The organism is Collinsella aerofaciens, assembly GCF_015546965.1.
Taxonomy (GTDB): Bacteria; Actinomycetota; Coriobacteriia; order Coriobacteriales; family Coriobacteriaceae; genus Collinsella; species Collinsella aerofaciens_X.
In genome coordinates this window covers 265,302-286,118 of the sequence record NZ_JADMUF010000001.1, presented here as the reverse complement: position 1 = coordinate 286,118, position 20,817 = coordinate 265,302, and the positions used below count along the sequence as shown (strand labels likewise).

Sequence of the window (20,817 nt, the reverse complement as noted above, 5' to 3'; positions counted from 1 at the left end):
CACTGTTGATACGGGGGTAAAACGTGTTAGCTCAGATGTATAGAAATGTAAGCAACGTCAGGCGATCGTAAGGACGACGGCGCCAGCTCCTTACAGCGCGAAGGCGTCGACGTCGCCCCAGTGACGGCGCAGCGTAATGGCGGCGGCGGGTTCGGTATTGTCAAAGACGACCGACCACTGCGTGTTGCTGGTGATGTCTTCCGGATTGGGCTCTTGCGCCGCAGCGCGTAGGGCTTTCCAAGCGACTGCCTCGTCTTGGGCACCGACATGGGCGTCGAGGACATCGGCGATTGCGACGGCGCGCTCTTTACCATGTCCCAGCTCGCCATTCTTTTGGTTGGGCAGCACCTCGTCGCCATAGCAGGCGTAGAAGTTCGTGACCTGGCGGACGGGCGTCGCCTTGCATGTACGGTCGGGGTCGCGCGGATCCCACTCCACCACCCGCGCGTCACCGGCGGCGTCGTTGATAAAGAAGTGGTAATCGCGTCCTGCCATGGCGTGCATGTCGTAGGCAGAAAGCAGGTCTACGGCCTCCTGCGTGGTGGCGGCACGGTCGAGCACCAGACGGATGGCGAGCGAGGTATTGATGACGGGGCGTTGCGTGTCCTGGTCACAGGGCTTGGAATCCAGGGTGAGTACGGCAATGGACACGCCGCATTCGTTAATACCGTCGAGCTGGGCAAACGGGCCCATGAGTGCGGCGGCGCGTCCGGCGACGGAGTCAAGCGGAGTGTTGGCGCCCAGGTTATTGAGGGCCGCAAAGCCGATGGAGGCATAGCCGTCGCGCGGGTGATTGCGCACCAGCAGCGCCGAGGTGTCGTCCTTAAAGTCGTAATTGCGACCGGTGCGCACGCGGCCTTCGGCATCTACGGCGACAAAGGCACTGCAGGCAAACTGCGGCGCTTGGACATGTGCTGGTACGCCGGGGAGCACCTGAGCCACTACGGCATCAATGTAGGCCTGGTCGTCGCGCACATCGGCTGCGATGATGCGGTCAAGGTTGTAGTCGTAGGCGATGTCGATTGCGTACAGGTCATAGCCGTCTGCGTAGCCAGTCAAGCGTTTGAGCGACGCGGCGGACTTGATTTGCTTGTGATAAACGATACCGGTGGCAGCGGCAAGGCCGACGGCGACTCCTGCGACACCGCAGGCGATGGCAATGTTACGTGGCTTCATGAGGACTCCTCTCAAAGCGATGCTATAGACATTATCGCAAACGGCATGCCATGCCACACGCCGCATTCCGGCGAGTGGCATGGCATGCCGAGCCCTAGAGCAGCGCAATCGCAACGATGCAGCATCCGAGCGCCAAAACAGCAAGGTCCGCTCGGTCAAAGCGATAGCTGCGCAGGCAGGTTCTGCTGACAGCCGGGTGCGCTCCGTATTCGCGGTTGACCATGGCGAGTGCGAGCGTGTCAGAGCGCCGCAGCGCGCTGCTAAACAAAGGCGTGATGACGGGGATAAAAGCACGTGCACGCTGCAGGGGCGAGGGGCTGTCAAAACGCGCCAGCCGTGCTTCCTGAGCCGCCTTGATGCGATTGAATTCCTCAATAAGCACGGGGACAAAACGAAGCGTGAGCTGGATGGCGATGGTGGCATCGTCGGTGCGCAGGCCCAGGCGGGCGAGGGGTCTCAGGAGTGCTGCGGCGCCATCGGCGAGTGCGGTGGGGGAGGTGGTCGCCATGAGTGTCGATGTCCCCAGCATAATGAGGGCAAAGCGTAGCACGCAGAGCACGCCAAAGAGCAGGCCCCCCGAGGTGATCTGCAAAGGACCCACCTGTAGCAGCAAAGCACCCGATGCGGTAAAGAGTGCGTTGAAGACCAGGACAAACCCCATAAGCCAGCGAAATGGCTTGAGGGCACGAAGCGCCTGGCGCACCGAGCTGTCGCTTGCGACGAGTGAGGCAAGGGTGGTGAGCGCGACGGCGGCAAGGGCGCCGGGCTGCTGGGCGATAAAGCCGGCAATCATAAAGAGCAAACAGAATACAAGCTTGGTGGCGGGGTGCAGCAGGTGAACGAGGCTTGACCCCGGACGAAAGATGCCAAACGAGACCGCCTTGGACGCCAACGGGGTATGTCCGGTTTCCGCGGGATGCGTGGCCGCCGCGCCAACGGCTGCCGTCTGGACGCCCCCTGAACGTTGCGGCAGCAACAAGCCGTCCTGCAGTCGAAAGGCCTTGTCGCAGATGCTCAGCACACGCGGATCGTGCGTGGCGATAACAATGCCGCGGCCGTGGCGTGCGAGTTGGGTCAAACACTCAAGTAGCATCTGGTGGGCATGGGGGTCGAGTCCTGCGGTTGGCTCGTCGAGCAGCAAATACGGTGTCTCGAGCGCGAGCATATCGGCAACGGCGATACGGCGCTGCTCTCCGCCGGAATGGGCGAAGGGACTTGTATCGCCGATAGCGGCGAGATCAAGCCCGACGCTGGCGAGCGATGTGCCAACGCGCCGCTTGACCTCGGCTTCGTCCAGTCCAAGATTGCGAGGGCCAAATGCCACCTCGTCAAAGACCGTGGCGGCAAAAAACTGCTGTTCGGGGCGTTGCTGCACCAGTGCCACGGTTTTGCGGTGCGTGCGAAGTTCATCCGTCGTGGGGTGTGTGCCAAGCGCGGTGCCGTCCGCCACGACAGACCCCGCCTGCACGGCAAGCGCTCCGGCAAGGACGCGCAGCAGCGTCGACTTGCCGGAGCCAGAGGCGCCCACGATACCGATCACGCTGCCGGGCCGAATTTCCAGCGAAACATGAGATAGGGTACAGGTGTCTGCTTCGGGATGGCGGACGGTTATGTTTGAGCAGGTTAACGACACAGTTCCTCCAGGCCGCATCGAATGAGCAGATCGCGCTGGTCGGCAAGATCTTGCACGGCACCCAGGTATGCGATGGCGCCCGCCTCGAAGACGGCGACGCGGTCGGCGCGGGCAACCTCGTCGAGCAGCTGCGTGACCTGGATCACGGCAACATCGCGTTGGCAAAGATGGTCGATGAGATCATTGACGGCCTCACGGGCGGTCTCGTCGAGCATGGAGGTCGTCTCGTCAAAAATCATGAGCGAAGGGGTGAGCGCAACCAATCCAGATGTCGCCACGCGTTGTTTTTGGCCGCCCGAGAGCGTGGCGACATCGCGACGCTCAAGCTCGACGATGCCAAGCTCGCTGAGTGCCTGCAAGACTTCTGAACGCATTTCGTCGCGGGGGACACCGCGGTTTTCGAGTCCAAAGGCGATGTCGTCTCGCACGACTGGAGCGACGATCTGGTTATCGGGATCCTGAAAAGCAAGGCCTACGGTGCCCTGCGCGCGCATAGCGTGCCCGTTCACGTCTTTGAGCAGCCCCGCAAGCTCGAGTGCACAGGTGCTTTTGCCGCTGCCGTTGGCGCCGACAAAGGCGATGCGCTCTCCTGCCACGATATTGGCGGCAAGTGCAGCGCAATCGACGGAGGAGCGTGTGTCATCGGTTTGCTCAATACCGGCGAGCGCGCCTTCTGCCACCGCGCCCGTAATGCCACCGGTGACGCAGGCGGCAACGCCCAGAACACCCAGATTGATAAAGACTGCCGGGGTCTGCAGCGCCATGGCGGCAACGCCTAGCTGGCCTACATTGTGCAGCACGGCGGCAAGCATACTCACGGGCACCAAGCCAACACCCGGCACGGCAGCAAGGGCGACCATGCCGATAAAGGCGAGGACCGTGCCGCCCAGGCTATAGGCGAGCATCATGGGCGAGCCAAACAAAAAGCCCGATGCAAAGACCTTGACGAGCGCAACGGCGGCGGCGCTTTTAACATCGAGTGAATAGAGCGCGACGACTACGGCCACGTTGGCAAGGCCCAGTTTAATGCCAGGTACCGCGATGGGCAGCGGAATCATGGTCTCCAGATAGGACAGTACCAATGCGCAGGCGCACAACAGCGAAACGCGCGCCAGGCGGCGAGCGTGCTCGATATCGACCATCTCCACGGATTAGCGCCCCACTACGTCGTAGGTGGCCTTGGCGCTCTCGTCGACGATATCGACGGTAAGCTTGTGCGGAAGGCAGACAATTTGCTCCCCGGCAGCGTCAACCCAGCCCTGGTGCACGCAATCCTGGTTGGGACAGTCTGCCTCCTCGACGTGCACGCGTCCGTCTTTGATTTCGATGAGGTTGGTTCCCAAGTCGGTCGTAACGGTCTTGGTCGTGTTCTGGTTCAGAGGAAGCTCGTAGACGTTTTGCTCTCCATCGCGGATAACGACCGTGGCCGTATCGGCGTTCGTGTTTGCTCCCATCAGACGCGTGGCGACCAAGCCGACGCATGCGGCGGCCGCTATCGCCAAAACCAGGATGAGGTTGAGTCTTTTGTTGTCGCGCCCATCGCGCGCACCTTTACGCTTGACCATCATGGCTCCTAGTCCTGCAAGATCTTGAACGCCGAGCCGTCGCTCTTGGTGGCACGATCGTCCATATCGACTAAAACGCCGCCCTCAAAGCGCTCATCGCTTTCGATGAGCTCCATGGCGCGGTCGTGGCCGAGCAAAAACAGGATGGTGGAGTAGGCGTCCCCCAGCACGGATTTCTTGGTCATGATTGAGGCGCTCTTGAGGTCGGTGGCGGCGGGGTAGCCCGTTTTGGGGTCGAGGATGTGGTAGTAGAACGTGCCGTCCTGCTCAAAGCCGCGCTCATAGAGGCCGCTCGTCACAAGGGAGCGGTTGCGCGTCTTGACGGTGGCGAGCACGTCGTCCTGCGCGCCGTTGGGGTCTTGCACGCCCACGTTCCAGGCGTCGCCGTCAAAGCTCTTGCCCATCACGTAGACGTTGCCGCCCAGGCTGATGGAAGCATCTCTGACGCCGCTCTTCTTAAAGAGCGCCACGAGGTCGTCGGTGATGTAGCCCTTGGCGATACCACCCAAGTCGAGCTTGGCCTCGGGGTCAGAGAGGGTGACGGTGGTACCGTCGACCGTGATGGTGCGATAGTCGACATGGGGCAGTGCCGCCTGGATGTCCTCGTCTGCGGGCTTGACCTCGTTGTCAAAATCCCAGAGGCTCGAGACGGCGCCGATGGTGATGTCAAAGAGCCCGTCGGACTCCTCGGCGTAGCGGATGGCTGCCTCGATGACCTCGGCGGTCTCGTGCGCGACTTCCACGGGCTTGCCGCCTGCATTGTTGATGTTCCAGATATCCGAGCCCTCCACGGTGCGCGAGAACTTGTTCTCAAAGTAGGTGCAGCGGTCGGCGACCTCGTCCATGACCTTTTTGCCGCACTGGGCGCTGATATTCACGACAGTGTCGAAGACAAAGAGCGTCGTGCTCTGCACCTTGGGCGAGCTGTCGGAGCCCGCGGAGCCCGCTTTGGACGCGGCTGCAGAGCCCGAGCCGCCCTGCGTGCCCGAGCAGCCGGTAAGTGCACCGGCGCAAGAGACGAGGGCCCCGCCTGCGAGGGCGATAAACGTGCGGCGGTCGATGGTGTGGGGGGTCTGGATCATGGCGAGCTTTCTGGTCGGTGGCGTTACGGATGAGCCTGCGCCTGCACGACTCGGTGCTGACGGGGCGTCGGGCTGCGGGTGCGCGTGCCCTACATGAGCAGGTGGCAGAGCGCGGCGAGGATGGCAGCCTTGACGAGCGTGAGCGCAACCTCGGTCCCGCGAATGGCGGGCCCTGCGGGCGGGCGCTTGCGGGTGTTGCCTTGCGCGAGCTCGCTGGCATCGTCGGTTGCCTGATCGCGCTTAAAGCCGTCGAGCCGGGCGAACGTCACGTTGGCCATGGGGCAGCCATCGGTGCAGCGCCCGCAGGCGATACACTCGCCCGATCGCAGGTCGGCGCGCTCGGGGTGGATGCGCACCGGGCAGCTGTCCTGGCAGCGGTTGCAACCGCGCGCACAGCTTTCGCGGCGTCGGTTGAAAAGTGAGATCGGCAGCACCGGCAGCAGTGAGAATACGGCACCGAAGGGGCAGAGGAACTGGCAGAAGAAACGCTCGACAAGGGCCATTCCCACCATGACCGCGCCAAGCGCGGCAAAGGCCGCGGGCGCGATGCCCTCGAGCGAGCGCGCGGTGATGCCGGCGAAGGCGACCCAGGGGCTCGCGCCCGAGATCTGGGGCCAGATACCCATCACGCAGAGGGCGCAGATACCCACGAGGACGGCGTACTTGACGAGCTGGAGCGCGTGCTGCACGCCCGCGGGGAGCCGGTGCGCGCCCTTGCCCTCAAGGCGGAGTGCCCGGCGCAGCGGGGTCGCAAGTGCGTAGACGATATCGCCGAGCGTACCGAAGGCGCAGGCAAAGCCGCAGAAGAAACGGCCGAACACGCAGGTGAAGGCCAAGAGGGCCAAAAGCAGGGATAAAAAGCCGGTGAGCTCGATGGGTGCATGGCTCCCGAGCTGCGTGAAGATGTACTTGACGCCGTTGAAGGCGGCGTTCCAGGCGGCCGGGAAGCAGATGAGAAAGCCGAGCTGTACGCACCAGCGCACGCCGCGATGGAGGTACTGTCGGCGCAGGCGCTCCTGCATCTTGTTCTTGGGGTGCGCGATGACGTTTGCGCCGTTGCGCAAGCTCTCAAGGGTTCCCGCGGGGCGCTTTGCGCCGCGGGCCTTGGCGGATGCAGTCCTGGCCATTACTGCGTACCTCCCGCATTGCTCTGCTCAAGCGCCGCGTTGACGGCGTTTAGGATGCCGGCACTCGAGAACGTGGCACCCGAGACGGTGTCGACGTTGGTTCCCTGGGCATCGCAGATGGTCTGCGTGAGGCCCTCGGCCTGCGCAAAGTAGGCGGGGGTCTCGCCGGCGTGGTCCGTGACCTCGACGCTCTCGATGTATCCGTTCTCGATGGTCACGCGGCAGGTGACAGTGCCGCCGTAGCCCTGGGCGCTGCCCTCGAAGGTGCCGTCGGTGGCATAGGCCCCGCGCGTCTGCGAGCGCTCGGCCTGGACAGCCTCCGCCTGGGTGCGGGCGTCGGCCTCTGCCGCCTGGGCGGCCCAGCTGCTGTAGCCCGCCACGATGGCGACGACGGCTGCGGCGTTGACGGCTTTGAGATAGAAATTGCGGTTGCGCCAGAGGTGGCGCCCAAGGAGGGCAAACGGGTTACGCATGGGCGTCAGCCTCCTCGTCGACTCCGCTTGCGGCGGTCGTGTTGGCCGCAGTCTCATCGGGGGCGTTTGTCTTGTCAGAAGCGTCCGCCTTGTCGCCCTTGCTGTCGTTTGCGTCCTTATAGGCCGCGGCCGAGCGCGCGAGGGCGTCGGCGTAGGCGTTGGCGATGGCGCGGCTGGAGTAGGTGGCGCGCGCCACCACGTCGATCTTGCCGGCCTCGGTGCCCGCGAGCAGCTGTTCGGGGATGCCGGTGTAGACGGTACCGCGGAAGGTGCGGCCCTCGATGGCGTTATCGAGGTAGGGCTCGTTTGCCTCATCGAAGGGGTCGAGCGCCTCGGAGAGGCTCTCGTCAGGCTTGCCGCCCACGCCCTCGATATCGTGGATGCCGGTAACCTTGCCGTCCTTAACGGTGGCGGTGAGCTTGACGTAATAGGGGCTGAAGGCTTCGTCGTTCTCCTCGTTTTTGCAGAGGGCGTAGCCTGTAAAGTCGCCGTCGGCGTAGTGGACCTCGTCTGGCGTGTCGGGCGAGGGGTCCGGGTTGGGCGCGGGGTCGGGGTTAGGCGTGGGCTCGGGGTCCTTTGTGCCAGCTGCGGCCTGCTTAAGGCATCCCTGGATGGCGCCGAGGATGCCCTCGCTCGAATACGTGGCTCCTGTCACGGTATCGACGTTGACGCTTTGCTTTTGTATGACGAGCCCGGGGAGCGCGTTCCAGGCGCGGCTCCAATACTCGGGCGTGTCGCCCGTGTTCACGAGCTCGATGTTGGCGATCTTGCCGCCCGCGATGGTCACGCGCACGCTGACGGGCGTGTCCTCGCTGTAGCCCCAGGCGGAGTCGGTGTAGACGCCGTCTGCGTAGCCGCCGGCGGGCGTGAAGGGGTCGATGGTGTGGTGGGGCTTATTGGAGGAGCCGCCGGCCGCAGGGGCGGGGGCAACAGCCTCGGCAAGCCCGCCCGATGCCTTGACCAGTGCGTTTTTGATGGCCATGAGCAGGCCTTTTGATGAATACGTGGCACCCGAGATAGTGTCGACCGACGTCGACTGCGCGCTGATCACCGACTGGGTGATCGCCCGGGCACGCCCAAAGTAGGCTGGGTCGTCCGCAGACGACACTATGTCGATTGCCACGATCTTGCCGCCCGCGATGGTCACGCGCACGGTGATACTGCCCCTAAAGCCGGTACCTGTGCCTTCATAGGTGCCGTCCTTGAGGTTTGCGGCGTCCATACCATAGGCCGAGGGGTCGAGCGATTCGGTTGCCGGCGTTGCCGTCTCCTTCTGGACGTTGGAGGTGTCGACGGTCTTGAGGTCGGCGCCTGCGGCCTCTTGCGTGGGCGTGGCGGCGACCGTCTTGGCCACGAGCGGGGTGTACTGGGACACCACGAGGGCCACGGTTGCGCCCACGGCGATCGAGGGCACGATGAAGCCTGCCGTGGCGAGGCCGTGGCCGAGCGCCTTGGCTTTTGAGTGCTTGGGTTGGTAGTTGTCCATTTGTGGGTGGTCTCCCGTGGTCGAGTATGAGAAAAGGCCCGCAGCCCTGGTTGGGGCTGCGGGCGCTTGCGTTGCGAGCGCGTGGCGCGCGTTTTAGGCGCTAGTGCTGCATGCGGCGGCGGATGGCGACGCCGGCGGCCGCGATGGCGGCGCCGATACCGGCGAAGATGCCGACCGTGGCGATCTGGGTATCACCGGTGCCGGGGAGGCCGCTTGCGTCCTTCTTGGATGCATTGGCCTTCTTGGTATCGGTGGTCGTCGTTGTGGTCGTCGTAGAGGTGGAGCCACCGGCGGGCTTTCCCCCCGTGCCCTTCTTGGTAAGTGCGTCCTGGGTGGCCTTCAGCTTGTCAACGGCAGAAGCCACCTCGCTGGCGGAGGGGTCCTCGGAGGCGGCAACCTGCTTGGCCTCATCGAGTGCTGTCTGGAAGTCGTTCCAGGAGGCGTCGGTGTAGCCGTCATTCTTGACAGCGCCGGCGCTCTCGATTTGGCTGGCGAGCGCGGACTTGGCCTCATCAGTCGCCTTGGCGGCGAGGTTGGCCACGGCGCTGTTGAGCGCGTTCAGGGCCTGGGCGATGTCGTCGTCGGTGGCGGCGGCGTTGGCCTGGACGGTCTTGGCGGCGCTGAGGGCGTCGCTCATGGCGTTCCAGGAGACAGCGGTAAAGGCGCTCTGGTCGAGCTGCTCGGCTGCGCCGATGGCCTTATCGAGGTCGGTGCGGTCGGCCTTGTAGGTAAAGGTGAACTCGAGCGGGGTGTTGTAGCCCGTGGAGGTCACCTTGATGGTGTAGGTGCCGTAGTTGGCAAACACCTTGGTGCCCTGCTGCTGGCCTGCGGCCTTAGGCTTGCCACCCTGCTGGCCGCCGGCGACGGCTTCGAGGTTGATAGAGCCGTCGGCGTTAATGATCTTGACGGAATCGCGACCGGAGGCGGCGTAGTCGGTGCCGTTGACGTTGACCGTGGTGATGTTGCCGATAAAGTTCTTAACATCGTCGCCCTCGTTGGCGGCGGTGATCCTCGAGGTGCCCTCATCGAAGATCGCGACGGTCTTGTCGGTGGAGACGGTGAACTCGCTCGTCACGTCAGCGTACTTGCCCAAGGCGTCGTGCGCCACGAGCTTATGCTTGCCGGGCTTGAGGTTCTCGATGGAGAACGTGCCGTTGTCGACCGTGGCATCGGCGTCGTCGAGCTTGTACTCGACCTTGAAGTCTGCCGGCAGCGTCGCCTTGACCTCAGCGGTCTTTGCGTCGGCCTCGGCGCTCGCCTCGACGTTGATCTCGGACTTGGAAGCCTTGACGGGGACGTACTGGTCCATGGCAACGGTGTAGGTGCCCGTAGAGGTGTAGAACGTCACACTCTTGATGGTCTTGCCCATCATGGACGTGTAGTGCCGCGAGCTCAACGGGCTGCCGTGAGACTCGTTGACCAGGCCGCAGCTCCAGGCAATCTCCTTGCCCTTCCAGATGTTCTCGACGGTGCGCATGCCATAGCCCTCGGTGGTGCCGTCCGCATCGGCGGCGTTGACCACGGCACCGTATACGGTCGCCTGGTTGCCGTCGGCGTCGACCATCTGCTCGCGCAGGTTCTTAAAGTCGATCTCGTAGTCGCCGTACTTGCTGGAGGTCTTAAAGTCGACGGTGACGTTTTCAAGCTTGGTGGCTTCCTTGCCCTCGACAGCGCCAAAGCGCAGGTTGCCCTCGGAATCGGAGGTGAGCTCCTTGTAATTGGTCGGACCCTCGCCGGCGGGCAGCACGTAGTAAGAGTAGTCCGCAGACTCAAACAGGGCGTCCTTGCCCTTGTAGGTTGTCGTGGACACCTTGCCCTTGATCGAGGTGGTGATCGTAACGGAGCTGTCGTCGGTCACGCGGGTGAACTTGGACCAATCGATGTCGCCTTCGCCCACCTTGACGGCAAACGTGGCGCCCGAGATATCCGTACCGTCGGAATTGACGTGGTAGGAGCCGCTCGCCAAGCTGGAGCGCGTCTTCTGCTTCGTGGCGGACGTCACCACGTCGGTACCTGAGTTGTTCTGCTCGGCAGCATAGAAGTCGCTGTAGGGGATGTTCATGAGCACATAGTCGCCGGCCTGGGGATACAGGCTCACGAGCGCGTCGAGCGCGCCCTGAAGGTGAGTGATCTGCTCGGCGGCCTCGGCTTCGCCCAGGTTTTTCTTGGCGAGTAGGTCCTTGGTCTCGGCAGTTTCGGTCTCGATGGACGAGGCGGTCCAGGAGTCCTTGGTGTACTTGGACTTATCGAGGGACGTCGCCTTGTCGTAGAGCTCCTGCAGCTGGGCCTTGGTGGCGTCGGTCACCGGCTCCTTGGCGCCCACGATGTTGTCATCGGTCGCCTGGAAGGTGTAGGTGTAGTCGTTGTAGCCCAAGGCGTGGACGGTAAGCTTCCAGTAGCCGGTGCCGTTGGTGCCCTCGGGCAGCTGGCAGCGCTCTGATTTAGTGAGGCCCAGCTGAATGCCCATGGACTTGTGCATCCAGTTGTCGGCCGCGAACTTGGTGCCGTAGGTGGCAAGGGCGTTGGTGTAGGTCGCGTCGTCGCCGTAATAGGTCCAGGTGACGCTTTGCATGTTGGCGCCCAGGTCGCCATAGTTGCCGTTGAGGTCTACGCGCAGGAACTCGCCGTAGGAGCCGCTCGCGTCCTTAACCGTGGGTTTAATACCCGTGGCGGTCTTGAGCTCCTGGCCCTTGATGCCCGAGTCGGTGCCGGTGGTGGCGGCCGAGAAGCTGAAGGTTCCGTTGTTGTTGGTCACGGTCTTAAGGCCGTTGGTGTCGGCGTCGACGGCCGCAACCAGGCCGGAGTAAGCCTGGAGGTTATTTTCGCCGTAGCCGCCGGCGAGTGTCTCGCCATTGGCGACAAAGCTGTGGTTCGCCTTGAAGGCATCAAGATCGCTGGTCTTGATTTTGACGGGAACGTACTTGAGCCCCGTGACCTCGTGACCCGTCATGGTGTACACCGTGCCGTCGGCCGCCGTCACGGTCTTAGCCTTGCTGTCAATAGAAAAGACGTTGCCATTGACATCAACAAAGGACTTGCTGTCAGGATAATGCGAAGGGTAAATTTTTACGCCCTCGGCAGTTTCGATCACGTCGGTGCACTGATAGCTGCCGCGATGCAGGCCGTGGTTAAAGGTTGCGCGGGTCACCACGTCAAAAGCGCCCTTGTCAGCCTCGTTGCGGGAATCGAGCTCGCTCGACGAAGCGGAGGACCCTGCCGCCTGCACGCTTTCACCCGCCCAATACTCGGCCCACGTCAGGCCAGCGTAGCCGTAGGTGTACTCGTCGGTCGCAGGGGTCGACGGATTCTGCTCGTCATAGGCAGCCTGCAGGGCATTATCGACGGCAGCCTTGATGGCGTTGGACGAGATCGTGGCGGTCGAGACGGCATCGATTGCGGTAGTGTTGCCGGCGGTCTCGATTTGCTCAACGATGCCCGTATAGGACGTGCCTTTTTTGCTAAAACCGTTAACGGCCTTGTCCATGCGGTCCCAGTCATCGTCGCCCAAGCTACTGTAGTCGGCGACTTCGACCTTGGTAATTTTGCCAGACTTGATGGTTACGCTGACGTTGACGTCATACTTTCCATCAGCTGCGTTCCATTCGTCGCCAGCTTTATTGAGCGGGTCATTCGAGTCGGCCGTGGCCGTGCCCTCATACGTACCATCTGCGATTTTGGTCAAATCGTAGCTGGTCGTGGAGGACGTGGCGTCGTCAGAGACGGCACTCAGGCTATACTCGGAGCTGAGGGACTTCGTTTCCTCATTTGTGGCGGAGATCGGCGCGTTGTTGGTAGCTTCGGAGCCGGTCTCCGTTGTTGCTGCTGCGGCAAAAGCGCTGGTAGGCATCATCGAGACAGTCATCGCGGCGATGAGTGCGCCTCGGCAGGCATTGCTGCCCACGGTGTTGAGCTTGCGCAGCACAGCGTTATCGTTGTGCATAGAACCTCTTTTCTATCGATCGGTCGTTGGGTGCTGCTCTCCTTTCCTTTTGCACCCGGATGGACAGTGGTCATGTACGTCGCACATGACAGGCAAGTGCCGTATAACTTATATTGTTTGTCGCAAAAAGTTATAGGCAGTTAACAAAAATACCAGAAATTACCACTGGTTAACTTGTCAATTCAATTGTCGTTTGCTCGTAACGCAAGAGCATCGACTTTTCTGTTTGGAGCGTCTGACTTTGTTCGGCATTCGATTTGTCGGACAGGCCGGTCAGTTGGGGGTATGCTGGAGGGGACCATCAACCCAGCGAAAGGGGAGAGCATGACGGATCAGGAAACGCCCGGGCGCGCGCATGTGACGGCCGACGATATCGAGGCCGCCAACGACCTTATCGACTTTATCGAGGCATGCCCCAGCATGTTCCATACGGCAGCGACCATTATGGCCGAGCTCGACGAGGCGGGCTTTACCTACCTGCCCGAGAACGCGGCGTGGGATATCGAGCCGGGCGGTCGCTATTACACGCAGCGCAACACCTCGAGCGTCATCGCCTTTAAGGTGGGCGAGGACCTGGCCGCGACGTGGGGCGAGGACGGCGTTGCCGGTGACTATCATTTTCAACTCACGGCGTCGCACAGCGATTCTCCGACGTTTAAGGTCAAGGCCGTGCCCGAGCTCGACGGCGCGGGCGAGACGCTGCGCCTGAACACCGAGGCCTACGGCGGCATGATCGACTACACCTGGTTCGACCGCCCGTTGGCGCTCGCGGGCCGCGTGCTGGTGCGCGAGGGTGACCGCATTGAGAGCCGCCTGCTTGCCACCGAGCGCGAGGTTGCCATCATTCCGAGCCTTGCCATCCATATGAACCGCGGCGTCAACGAGGGTTTTGCGCCCAATCGCGCTGTCGATCTGTGCCCGCTTATCAGCGCCGGCGAGCTTAAGCAGGGGGATTTTGATGCCCTGATCGCCGAAGAGCTGGACGTTGAGCCCGAACAGATTCTTGGTCGCGACCTATTCCTGGTCAATTGTCAGGATGCGCGCATTTGGGGCTGGGCCGACGAGTTTATCTCGACGCCCAAGCTCGATGACCTGGCCTGCGCCTATACCTCGCTGCAGGCATTTTTGGGTGCCGAGAATGCGCACGACATCTCGGTCTTCTGCTGCTTTGATAACGAGGAGGTTGGCTCCGAGACCAAGCAGGGCGCCATGTCGACGTTTTTGGCCGACGCGCTGCGCCGCATCAACGGGTCGCTCGGATTTGATGACGAATCATACCATCGTGCGCTTGCCGCCTCGATGCTCGTGAGCTGCGACAACGCGCATGCCGTGCATCCCAACCACGCCGAGAAGTGCGATGCCCGCAACCAGGTGGTGCTCAACGGCGGCATCGTCATCAAGGAAGCCGCCAACCAGCACTACTGCACCGATGCCTTTAGCCGCGCGGTGTTCCAGGCCATCTGCGATGACGCCGACGTGCCCACGCAGGCCTTCGCCAACAAGAGCGACATGGCCGGCGGCTCCACGCTCGGCAATCTGTCCAATATGCAGGCGAGCATGCATGCCGTGGACGTGGGCCTGCCGCAGCTTGCCATGCACTCGAGCTACGAGACCGGCGGCGTGCGCGACGTAATGTACGCCATCCGCGCCCTCACCGCCTTCTACGAGCGAAACCTAACCATCAACGGCGCCGAAAGCGTGGAACTCTAAAACCTGCCAAAAAGGGACAGGTTTATTTTGGCAGGTTTTATCTGGGCAAATGCCGCAACACCAACAGCTGGACAGAATTGTTAAGACACCGCAGGTTGAGCAAGCGTCAGCGAGCGACGTCCAGAGCGAACAAGTTGGCATGAAAAAGGCGAGGTATTGACCTTCTGGTCATGCCTCGCCTTTTGAATGACAAATTGTCGCTCTGGGCGGCGCGCAGCGTCGAGGGGTTCCGGCGTTTGGCAAAACGCCGGAACAAATCAGTGTTCAATCCAGCAACGCAGGGTCTCGCCGGCTTGCAGGTGACGCAGATTCTCTGCGGCAATGTCGACCACATTGTTGAGCGTGGCGGCCAGATGGAACCAGCCCGAGATATGCGGCGTAATGAGCATGTTAGGCGCATCCCACAGTGGGCTTGTCTCAGGCAGCGGCTCGGGGTCGGTGACGTCGACCGCGGCGCCGGCGAGATGACCCGACTCCAGGGCGGCAACCAAGTCGTCGGCGACCACAAGGTCGCCGCGGCCGCCGTTGGCAAAGAAGGCGCCCGGTTTCATCGCAGCGAAGAACTCGGCGTTCGCCAAGCCGCGGGTCTCGGGCGTGCTGGGCATAAAGGATGCGACGATGTCAGCCTCGGCCAGACGCTCGGGCAGGGCGTCCATGCTGTCCATGTCCTCAAACACAATGGGGTAGACGAGCGGATGGCGCTTGATGCCGCGGACGTGCGCACCCATGTTGCGGCAGAGCGTGGCGAAGTGGCCACCGATATCGCCCGCGCCCAGCACCAGCACATTGGCGTTTTTGAGCGAGGTGACCGGCCCCAAATCCTCCCAGCGATGCTCGCGCTGCAGGTCCTGGTAGCCGGGCAGGCGCTTCATCATAGACAGCACCATGGCAAACATGTGCTCGCTCACGGCCTGGCCGTAGGCGCCGATTGAGCAAGACAGCTTGGCTTCAGCCGGCACGGTGCCGGCGGCGAGATAGTCGTCATAGCCGGCGGTCTGCAGTTGCAGCAGCTGGAGGCGCTCGCATGCGGTCAGCAGGGAAGGGTCTATGTTGCCCAGGATCACGTCGGCATTGGCGACCTGTTCACGCGTGATGGCGTCGGAGCTCGTGTAGATAAAGTCCTCGCCCGGAGCGCTCGACTCAAGAATTGCGCGATGGCGGTCGTTGACGGGCAGCAAAACCAGGATGTTCACAAGCAGTCCTCTCCGCTCGACCTGCCAAAAAGGGACAGGTTTATTTTGGCAGGTTGTATCAGGCAAAACGTTATAAAAACGCCGGGCTACGCGATGGTTAACATATCCATCGCGTAGCCCGGCGCATCCACAGCTACCAGCTCAGCAGCTCGTAACCATCCTCGGTCACCACGAGCTGTACCTCGCACTGGGCCGAATCGCTGCCGTCCTTGGTGCGCACGCACCAGCCGTCACCCTTGCTGATCTTGATGTCGGGCGCTCCGGCATTGACCATGGGCTCGATGGTAAAGACCATGCCCGGGGCCATGATGGTGTCCACATCGGGCGCCTCGGTGGTAAAGCCCACAAACGGGTCCTCGTGGAACTCCTTGCCGATGCCGTGTCCACCGTACTCGCGCACCACGCTAAAGCCGGCGTCCTCGACCGTCTTTTGCACGGCCTCGGCCATCACGGACAGCGGCAGCCATGGCTTGACGGCCGCCAGACCCGCCTCCACGCTGGCGCGGGTGACGTCGACCAGGCGCTGACGCTCGGCAGAGACCTCGCCGATGCAGAACATACGGCTCGAGTCGCTAAAGTAGCCGTCTAGGATCGTGGAGCAGTCCACGTTGATGATGTCGCCCTCGTGCAGCACATCCGCATCGCAGGGGATACCGTGGCAGACGACGTCGTTGATCGAGGTGCACACGCTCTTGGGATAGCCCTCGTAGTTAAGATCGGCCGGCGTGCCGCCGTGCTCGACGGTGTAGTCGTAGATCATCTGGTCGATCTGGTTGGTGGTCATGCCCGCGGCGATGTGTTCGCCTACGTAATCGAGCACACCCACGTTGATGGCGGCCGAGCGCTTGATGCCCTCGATATCGGTGGGCGTCTTGTAGAGCGTGCGGGGCAGGACCTCCCAGCCCTCTTCCCACAGGCGCTCAAGGCGCTCATCAAAGGCGCTATGGCATTTCTTATATTTTTTGCCGCTGCCGCACCAGCAAGCGTCGTTGCGGCCAGGCACGGGTCCATTGTCAAACATGGCTAACTTCCTTTCATTCGCAGCTAGTATAGCCCACCCACAGGGCAGCTGCGCGCTAGTAGCTCACCTGGCAGGGAATGCCGAGGGCGCGCACGCGTGCGGCAATGGCATCGAGCACCTCGGGCGCTGCTTTGGCAAGGCCGGCAATCGGTGTCTCGCGCGCCACCGTGTAGATGGTCGCTTCTTGTGGGCGAATGCGCTCAAGCGCCGCGAGCCAGGGGGCAACGTACTCCTCGCCGGTGTTGTCGATGAGCTTGCCCTGATACTCGCCGGTCAAAAAGATCGTCTGGATAATAACGTGACCGTCAAAGCTCGCGAACGTCTCGATCTGGTGCTCGACGTCGTAGGGGCCAACAGGCTGGTCGAGCAGCTGGATAAACGCCGGGTCGACGGTATCGAGCTTAAGAATGTTGTCGTCGACCATCATGAGCGCGTCGTGCACCTCGGGGCGGTCGGCGCGCGTGCCGTTGGAGAGCACGGCGATCTTGGAGTTTGGGGCCAGCTGATCGCGCAGCGCGACGGCGCCGGCGATGGCCTGCGGAAACTCCGGTGCGGCGGTGGGCTCGCCGTTGCCTGCGAAGGTGATCACATCGGGGAGCTCGCCCTCGGCTGCCATCTCGCGCAGCTTTGCCTCGAGTGCGTCGAGTACCACGGCGGCTGTGCTGTACGGCTCATGGCAGGGGCGCTCGGCGTTGAGGCCGTTTTCGCAGTAAATGCAGTCGAACGTGCAGATTTTGCCGCTGGCCGGCATCATGTTGACGCCGAGCGAGAGACCAAGGCGACGGCTGCGAACGGGCCCAAAGATGGGGCTGGCATTCAAAAACGTAGACATAGGCATATGCTCCTCAAGACAATTGTGCCTAAGCATAGCATCGGCTCCAAAGCAAGGTGCGGGCTCTTGCTTTACAAGTTTCGTTTTTTCACGTCGCTCATTATGCGGTGCCATGAAAAGCCTCGGGTCGGGTACAGTTAATCTGTTAACAAGGCGTAAGGCAATACGGGTCCATCCAACCGCACTGACGTGCAACCGGATGAGCGTTGATGATGGGGGCACAACATGGATTTTACGGTCGAGAATGCGGGCACCACGATTGCCTGTCGCGAATATGCCGGCCCAGATGTGTCGCCTGATACTCCTGCCTTGGTGTGCGTGCACGGCGCTTGTGTCGACGGCACATTTTTCGACGGTATCGCTTGTGAGCTCAGCCGCAACTACCGCGTAATTGCCTACGACCGCCGCGGCTGCGGTGGCAGCAGTGATGCGGCAGACGGCAGCTATGATCTTGCCGCTCAGGCCGCCGACCTGCAAGCCGTGATCGAACACGTTGGCGCTCCGGCAAATGTGCTTGCGCATAGCGCCGGTACGTTGGTGGCGCTGGAGCTTCTTCGCACCGAACCCCATCTCGTCGCCCGTGCGATTCTGCATGAGCCGGCTGTGTCGGCCGAAGGCGTCGGCATGGGCGCAGCTCCGGTTTTGCTCGATATGATTGCGGCTGGAAAGGTTTCAAGGGCGCTCCGGCTTTTCTTGGGAGCCCTCGGCGACTTGGACCCCGAGGCTCCCGGGACGACCGAAGCGGAAGCCAAACATGCCCTGCGCAATGGTCGTTGCTTTATGGCCAATGAATACGGAACAAATATGACATATGCTCCCGACTGGGAGCGCGCCCGCGCGTCAAAGGCGGTGTCGGCCGTGTTTTTGGGCGAGCTTTCGGTCGATACACCTCGCGAGGCTGGCACGCGAGCGGCTGCCGAATATCTCGATTGCCCCCTTGTGACGATCCCGGGCGCGCATAACGGTCTGCGCGATCGTCCCGTTACGGCGGCAAACGCCGTTCGCGATGTCTTGGAGCGTTAGCACGCTCGATGACCTGCGGGCAGAGGGGCTGTTAGCGTTTCGTCATTGTTAACGAATGCGCCCATAACCGCGTGCCCGCGGCTCCATTACCGCCGTTTGCCAAGTCATAAAAATGTAACGATAATCGCGCGTTTGCCTTCAGCTGTTAGATGCTACCCTTGTACCAATTGATATGCACCGTTGCCGTGCGTAACGATAGAAAGGGCCCCATATGCTCAATAATCACGAGGTCAATCTAACCGACGAGGAGGCTGCCGCCGAGGTCGCCCGCGTCGCGAAGACCTACCCCGTGGTGCGTTTGCTGTCGGCCGATCAGATTAAGAGCGAGCCTAACTGCCTGCTCGCCGGCAATCGGTGCCCTTGTCTACGTCAGTCAAGTCTTGAGGCCTTGGCGGGTTCCGATGATGTATCGGAGCAGCTGCTCAATGATGGTACCGAGTACCGCGCTCGCCTGCGCCCTCTGAAGGTCGAGGGCGAGCCTCACGTCCTGCTGATGGTGCGTCCGATCGATGAGCAAGAGGCTGCAGAAGAGGACCTCGTCTACACCGACGTGCTGACGAGTGTGCGCAATCGCCGATATTACGAGGAAAAGCTCCGTAGCGCCCGCATGAATGCCGGCGTTGCGGTGATCGACCTTGATGATTTTAGGGTCTTCAACGATACGTGTGGCCGTCATGCCGGCGACCTTGCGCTCGGTGCTGTGGCGACGGCCATACGCAGCGGAATTCGTTCGACTGACGAGCTTGTGCGCTATGGCTGCGACAAGTTTGTGGTCGTCATGCCCAATATTCCCTCCGATGACTTCACCCGTCGCCTGCATCAGGTGTCCGATGCCGTTCATGCCACGATTGTTCCGGGCCATGAGTACGTGAGCTTGACGGCATGTGTTGGTGGCGTTCGCATTCATGGCGAGACGGTCGATGAGGGAGTTGGCCGCGCTGTCCAGTTACTGAGCCGCGCTAAGGCAAAAGCCGGTACGGTCGTGACCGATGCTGATTCCATCGAGGCCTTCCAAAGCGAAAAGCCTTTGGTGCTTATTATCGATGACTCCGAGATGAACCGAGCCATTCTCAACGAGATGCTCAAGGACGAGTATTGCATCCTCGAGGCCGATAACGGTCGTACGGCGCTCGACATGGTCGATCGCTATGGCGATGAGTTGTCGCTCGTGCTGCTGGATATTGTCATGCCGGGCATAAGCGGCTTTGAGGTGCTGGCCGATCTGTCGCGTCGATCGGGTATCGACAATCTGCCTGTCATCATGATTTCGAGCGAAGATTCCGATGATATGGTTCTGCGCGCGTACGAGCTGGGCGCCTCGGACTATATCAACCGCCCGTTTGACTCCCGTGTCGTGCGCCGCCGTGTAAGCAACACCATCCGCCTATACGCCAAACAGCGCCGCCTGACGAACCTGCTGTCCCAGCAGTACAACGAGCGCGTCAAGAACAGTCGCATGCTCATCGACATCATGGCCGGCGTCATGGAGCTTCGCAACGGCGAGAGCGGCAGGCACGTTACGAACATCGAGAAGCTGACCGAGCTGCTGCTTGGCTGTCTGGTCCAGCGTAGCGGCACGATCTTCCTCGACAATGAGGAACGCTCCACGATCGCCCTGGCTTCGGCGCTGCACGATATCGGCAAGATGTCGATTGACGATGCGATTCTCAACAAGCCCGGACGCCTTACGCCCGAGGAGTTCGAGATTATGAAGACGCATACCACGATCGGCGCCGACATGCTGCGTGAGCTGGGTAGCCATCACGCCGGCAATGCGCTTATGGAATATGCGTACCAGATTGCGCGTTGGCACCACGAGCGCTGGGACGGCAAGGGTTACCCCGATGGCCTTAAGGGCGACGAAATTCCCATTGCCGCACAGGTGGTTTCGGTGGCCGACGTGTACGATGCCCTGACGAGCGTGCGCGTATACAAAGACGCTATCCCGCACAAGGAGGCGATCCAGATGATCCTGGACGGTAAGTGCGGCACCTTTAACCCGCTGTTGCTCGACTGCTTGCTCGAGGTGCAAGACCATATTGCCGAGACGTTGGCACGCCCCGCCGACGTTGTCGCGTTTCCCACGATTTAGTTTGACCAAAGGAGTTTTAATCCATGATTTCCATGCGTGAGGCGTATGAGAAGATCGGCGCTAATTATGATGACGCGTGCGCTCGGCTGATGGGCGAGGAAATGCTTGCCCGCTTTGCCCTCAAGTTTTTAGATGACGAGAGCATGGACAAGCTGGAGGCCGCCATGGCGGCAGGAGACGCCGAAGGTGCGTTTATGGCAGCGCACACGCTCAAGGGCGTGAGCCAGAACCTGGGATTCGATAATCTGTACGAGCCGGCGGTTGTGGTGACCGAAGCACTGCGCGGCGCCGATGCCGTTGACGGCGCTCGCGAGGGAATGCATGCGTTGCAGCAGCAATATGCGGCTACGATGTCGGCCCTGCGCGAGACGGCTGAATAAAAGCTTGCGTGCTTTGATGACTATGAGAGTGGATAATCTCCCGTTTTAGGCCCGGTGGCGGCCTCAAAGTGGGAGATTATCCAC

Annotated in this window: 16 protein-coding genes; 4 read left to right on the top strand and 12 right to left on the bottom strand. The window is 61.7% G+C overall.

The window, feature by feature from the left end:
- Positions 1-90 precede the first annotated feature (90 nt).
- The 9 genes from I1M21_RS01250 to I1M21_RS09730 form a co-directional block, all read right to left on the bottom strand.
- Positions 91-1,176, bottom strand: a complete 1,086-nt coding sequence (locus tag I1M21_RS01250) for a carcinine hydrolase/isopenicillin-N N-acyltransferase family protein (protein WP_195192100.1) — start codon at positions 1,174-1,176, stop codon at positions 91-93.
- A 94-nt stretch (positions 1,177-1,270) separates the two neighbouring features.
- Complete coding sequence (locus I1M21_RS01245) at positions 1,271-2,716, bottom strand: CbiQ family ECF transporter T component (protein WP_195192099.1); 1,446 nt, start codon at positions 2,714-2,716, stop codon at positions 1,271-1,273.
- An 83-nt stretch (positions 2,717-2,799) separates the two neighbouring features.
- Positions 2,800-3,951 carry a Gx transporter family protein gene (locus I1M21_RS01240; RefSeq protein ID WP_229025518.1) on the bottom strand — a complete coding sequence of 384 codons (1,152 nt, stop codon included), beginning with the start codon at positions 3,949-3,951 and terminating at the stop codon, positions 2,800-2,802.
- 9 nt (positions 3,952-3,960) lie between these two features.
- Positions 3,961-4,374, bottom strand: a complete 414-nt coding sequence (locus tag I1M21_RS01235; protein WP_195192097.1) for a NusG domain II-containing protein — start codon at positions 4,372-4,374, stop codon at positions 3,961-3,963.
- Between the two features lie 8 nt (positions 4,375-4,382).
- Entirely contained in the window at positions 4,383-5,456 is a 1,074-nt protein-coding gene (locus I1M21_RS01230) for an FAD:protein FMN transferase (protein ID WP_195192096.1), read from the bottom strand.
- An 89-nt stretch (positions 5,457-5,545) separates the two neighbouring features.
- On the bottom strand, positions 5,546-6,583 hold the full coding sequence (locus tag I1M21_RS01225; protein WP_195192095.1) for a 4Fe-4S binding protein: 1,038 nt from the start codon (positions 6,581-6,583) through the stop codon (positions 5,546-5,548).
- Positions 6,583-7,056 carry an FMN-binding protein gene (locus tag I1M21_RS01220; RefSeq protein ID WP_195192094.1) on the bottom strand — a complete coding sequence of 158 codons (474 nt, stop codon included), beginning with the start codon at positions 7,054-7,056 and terminating at the stop codon, positions 6,583-6,585. Before I1M21_RS01220 ends, I1M21_RS01225 begins: the two co-directional genes overlap by 1 nt.
- Complete coding sequence (locus I1M21_RS01215) at positions 7,049-8,542, bottom strand: FMN-binding protein (protein WP_195192093.1); 1,494 nt, start codon at positions 8,540-8,542, stop codon at positions 7,049-7,051. The genes I1M21_RS01220 and I1M21_RS01215 overlap by 8 nt, the downstream gene beginning before the upstream one ends.
- A gap of 100 nt (positions 8,543-8,642) precedes the next feature.
- Positions 8,643-12,482 carry a penicillin-binding Tp47 domain C-containing protein gene (locus I1M21_RS09730; protein ID WP_229025493.1) on the bottom strand — a complete coding sequence of 1,280 codons (3,840 nt, stop codon included), beginning with the start codon at positions 12,480-12,482 and terminating at the stop codon, positions 8,643-8,645.
- Between the two features lie 324 nt (positions 12,483-12,806).
- Here I1M21_RS09730 and I1M21_RS01205 point away from each other — a divergent pair, with 324 nt between their 5' ends.
- Positions 12,807-14,192, top strand: a complete 1,386-nt coding sequence (locus I1M21_RS01205; protein WP_195192092.1) for a M18 family aminopeptidase — start codon at positions 12,807-12,809, stop codon at positions 14,190-14,192.
- A 257-nt stretch (positions 14,193-14,449) separates the two neighbouring features.
- On the opposite strand, the gene I1M21_RS01200 is transcribed toward I1M21_RS01205, so the two are convergent.
- From I1M21_RS01200 to I1M21_RS01190, 3 genes are all read right to left on the bottom strand, one after another.
- Positions 14,450-15,385, bottom strand: coding sequence for a D-2-hydroxyacid dehydrogenase (locus tag I1M21_RS01200; RefSeq protein WP_195192091.1), 936 nt, complete (start codon positions 15,383-15,385; stop codon positions 14,450-14,452).
- A 133-nt stretch (positions 15,386-15,518) separates the two neighbouring features.
- The gene (gene map / locus I1M21_RS01195; protein ID WP_195192090.1) at positions 15,519-16,406 is read right to left on the bottom strand and encodes a type I methionyl aminopeptidase; all 888 of its coding nucleotides are present in this window, start codon (positions 16,404-16,406) and stop codon (positions 15,519-15,521) included.
- A 55-nt stretch (positions 16,407-16,461) separates the two neighbouring features.
- Positions 16,462-17,238 (bottom strand): radical SAM protein, encoded by a 777-nt coding sequence (locus I1M21_RS01190; RefSeq protein WP_195192089.1) that lies wholly within the window; start codon positions 17,236-17,238, stop codon positions 16,462-16,464.
- A 225-nt stretch (positions 17,239-17,463) separates the two neighbouring features.
- Between I1M21_RS01190 and I1M21_RS01185 the strand changes: the two genes are divergently transcribed.
- From I1M21_RS01185 to I1M21_RS01175, 3 genes are all read left to right on the top strand, one after another.
- Positions 17,464-18,261 carry an alpha/beta fold hydrolase gene (locus I1M21_RS01185; protein WP_195192088.1) on the top strand — a complete coding sequence of 266 codons (798 nt, stop codon included), beginning with the start codon at positions 17,464-17,466 and terminating at the stop codon, positions 18,259-18,261.
- Between the two features lie 211 nt (positions 18,262-18,472).
- Complete coding sequence (locus I1M21_RS01180) at positions 18,473-20,353, top strand: diguanylate cyclase (RefSeq protein WP_195192087.1); 1,881 nt, start codon at positions 18,473-18,475, stop codon at positions 20,351-20,353.
- A 23-nt stretch (positions 20,354-20,376) separates the two neighbouring features.
- Positions 20,377-20,733, top strand: a complete 357-nt coding sequence (locus I1M21_RS01175) for an Hpt domain-containing protein (protein WP_022094661.1) — start codon at positions 20,377-20,379, stop codon at positions 20,731-20,733.
- The last annotated feature ends 84 nt before the right edge of the window (positions 20,734-20,817 follow it).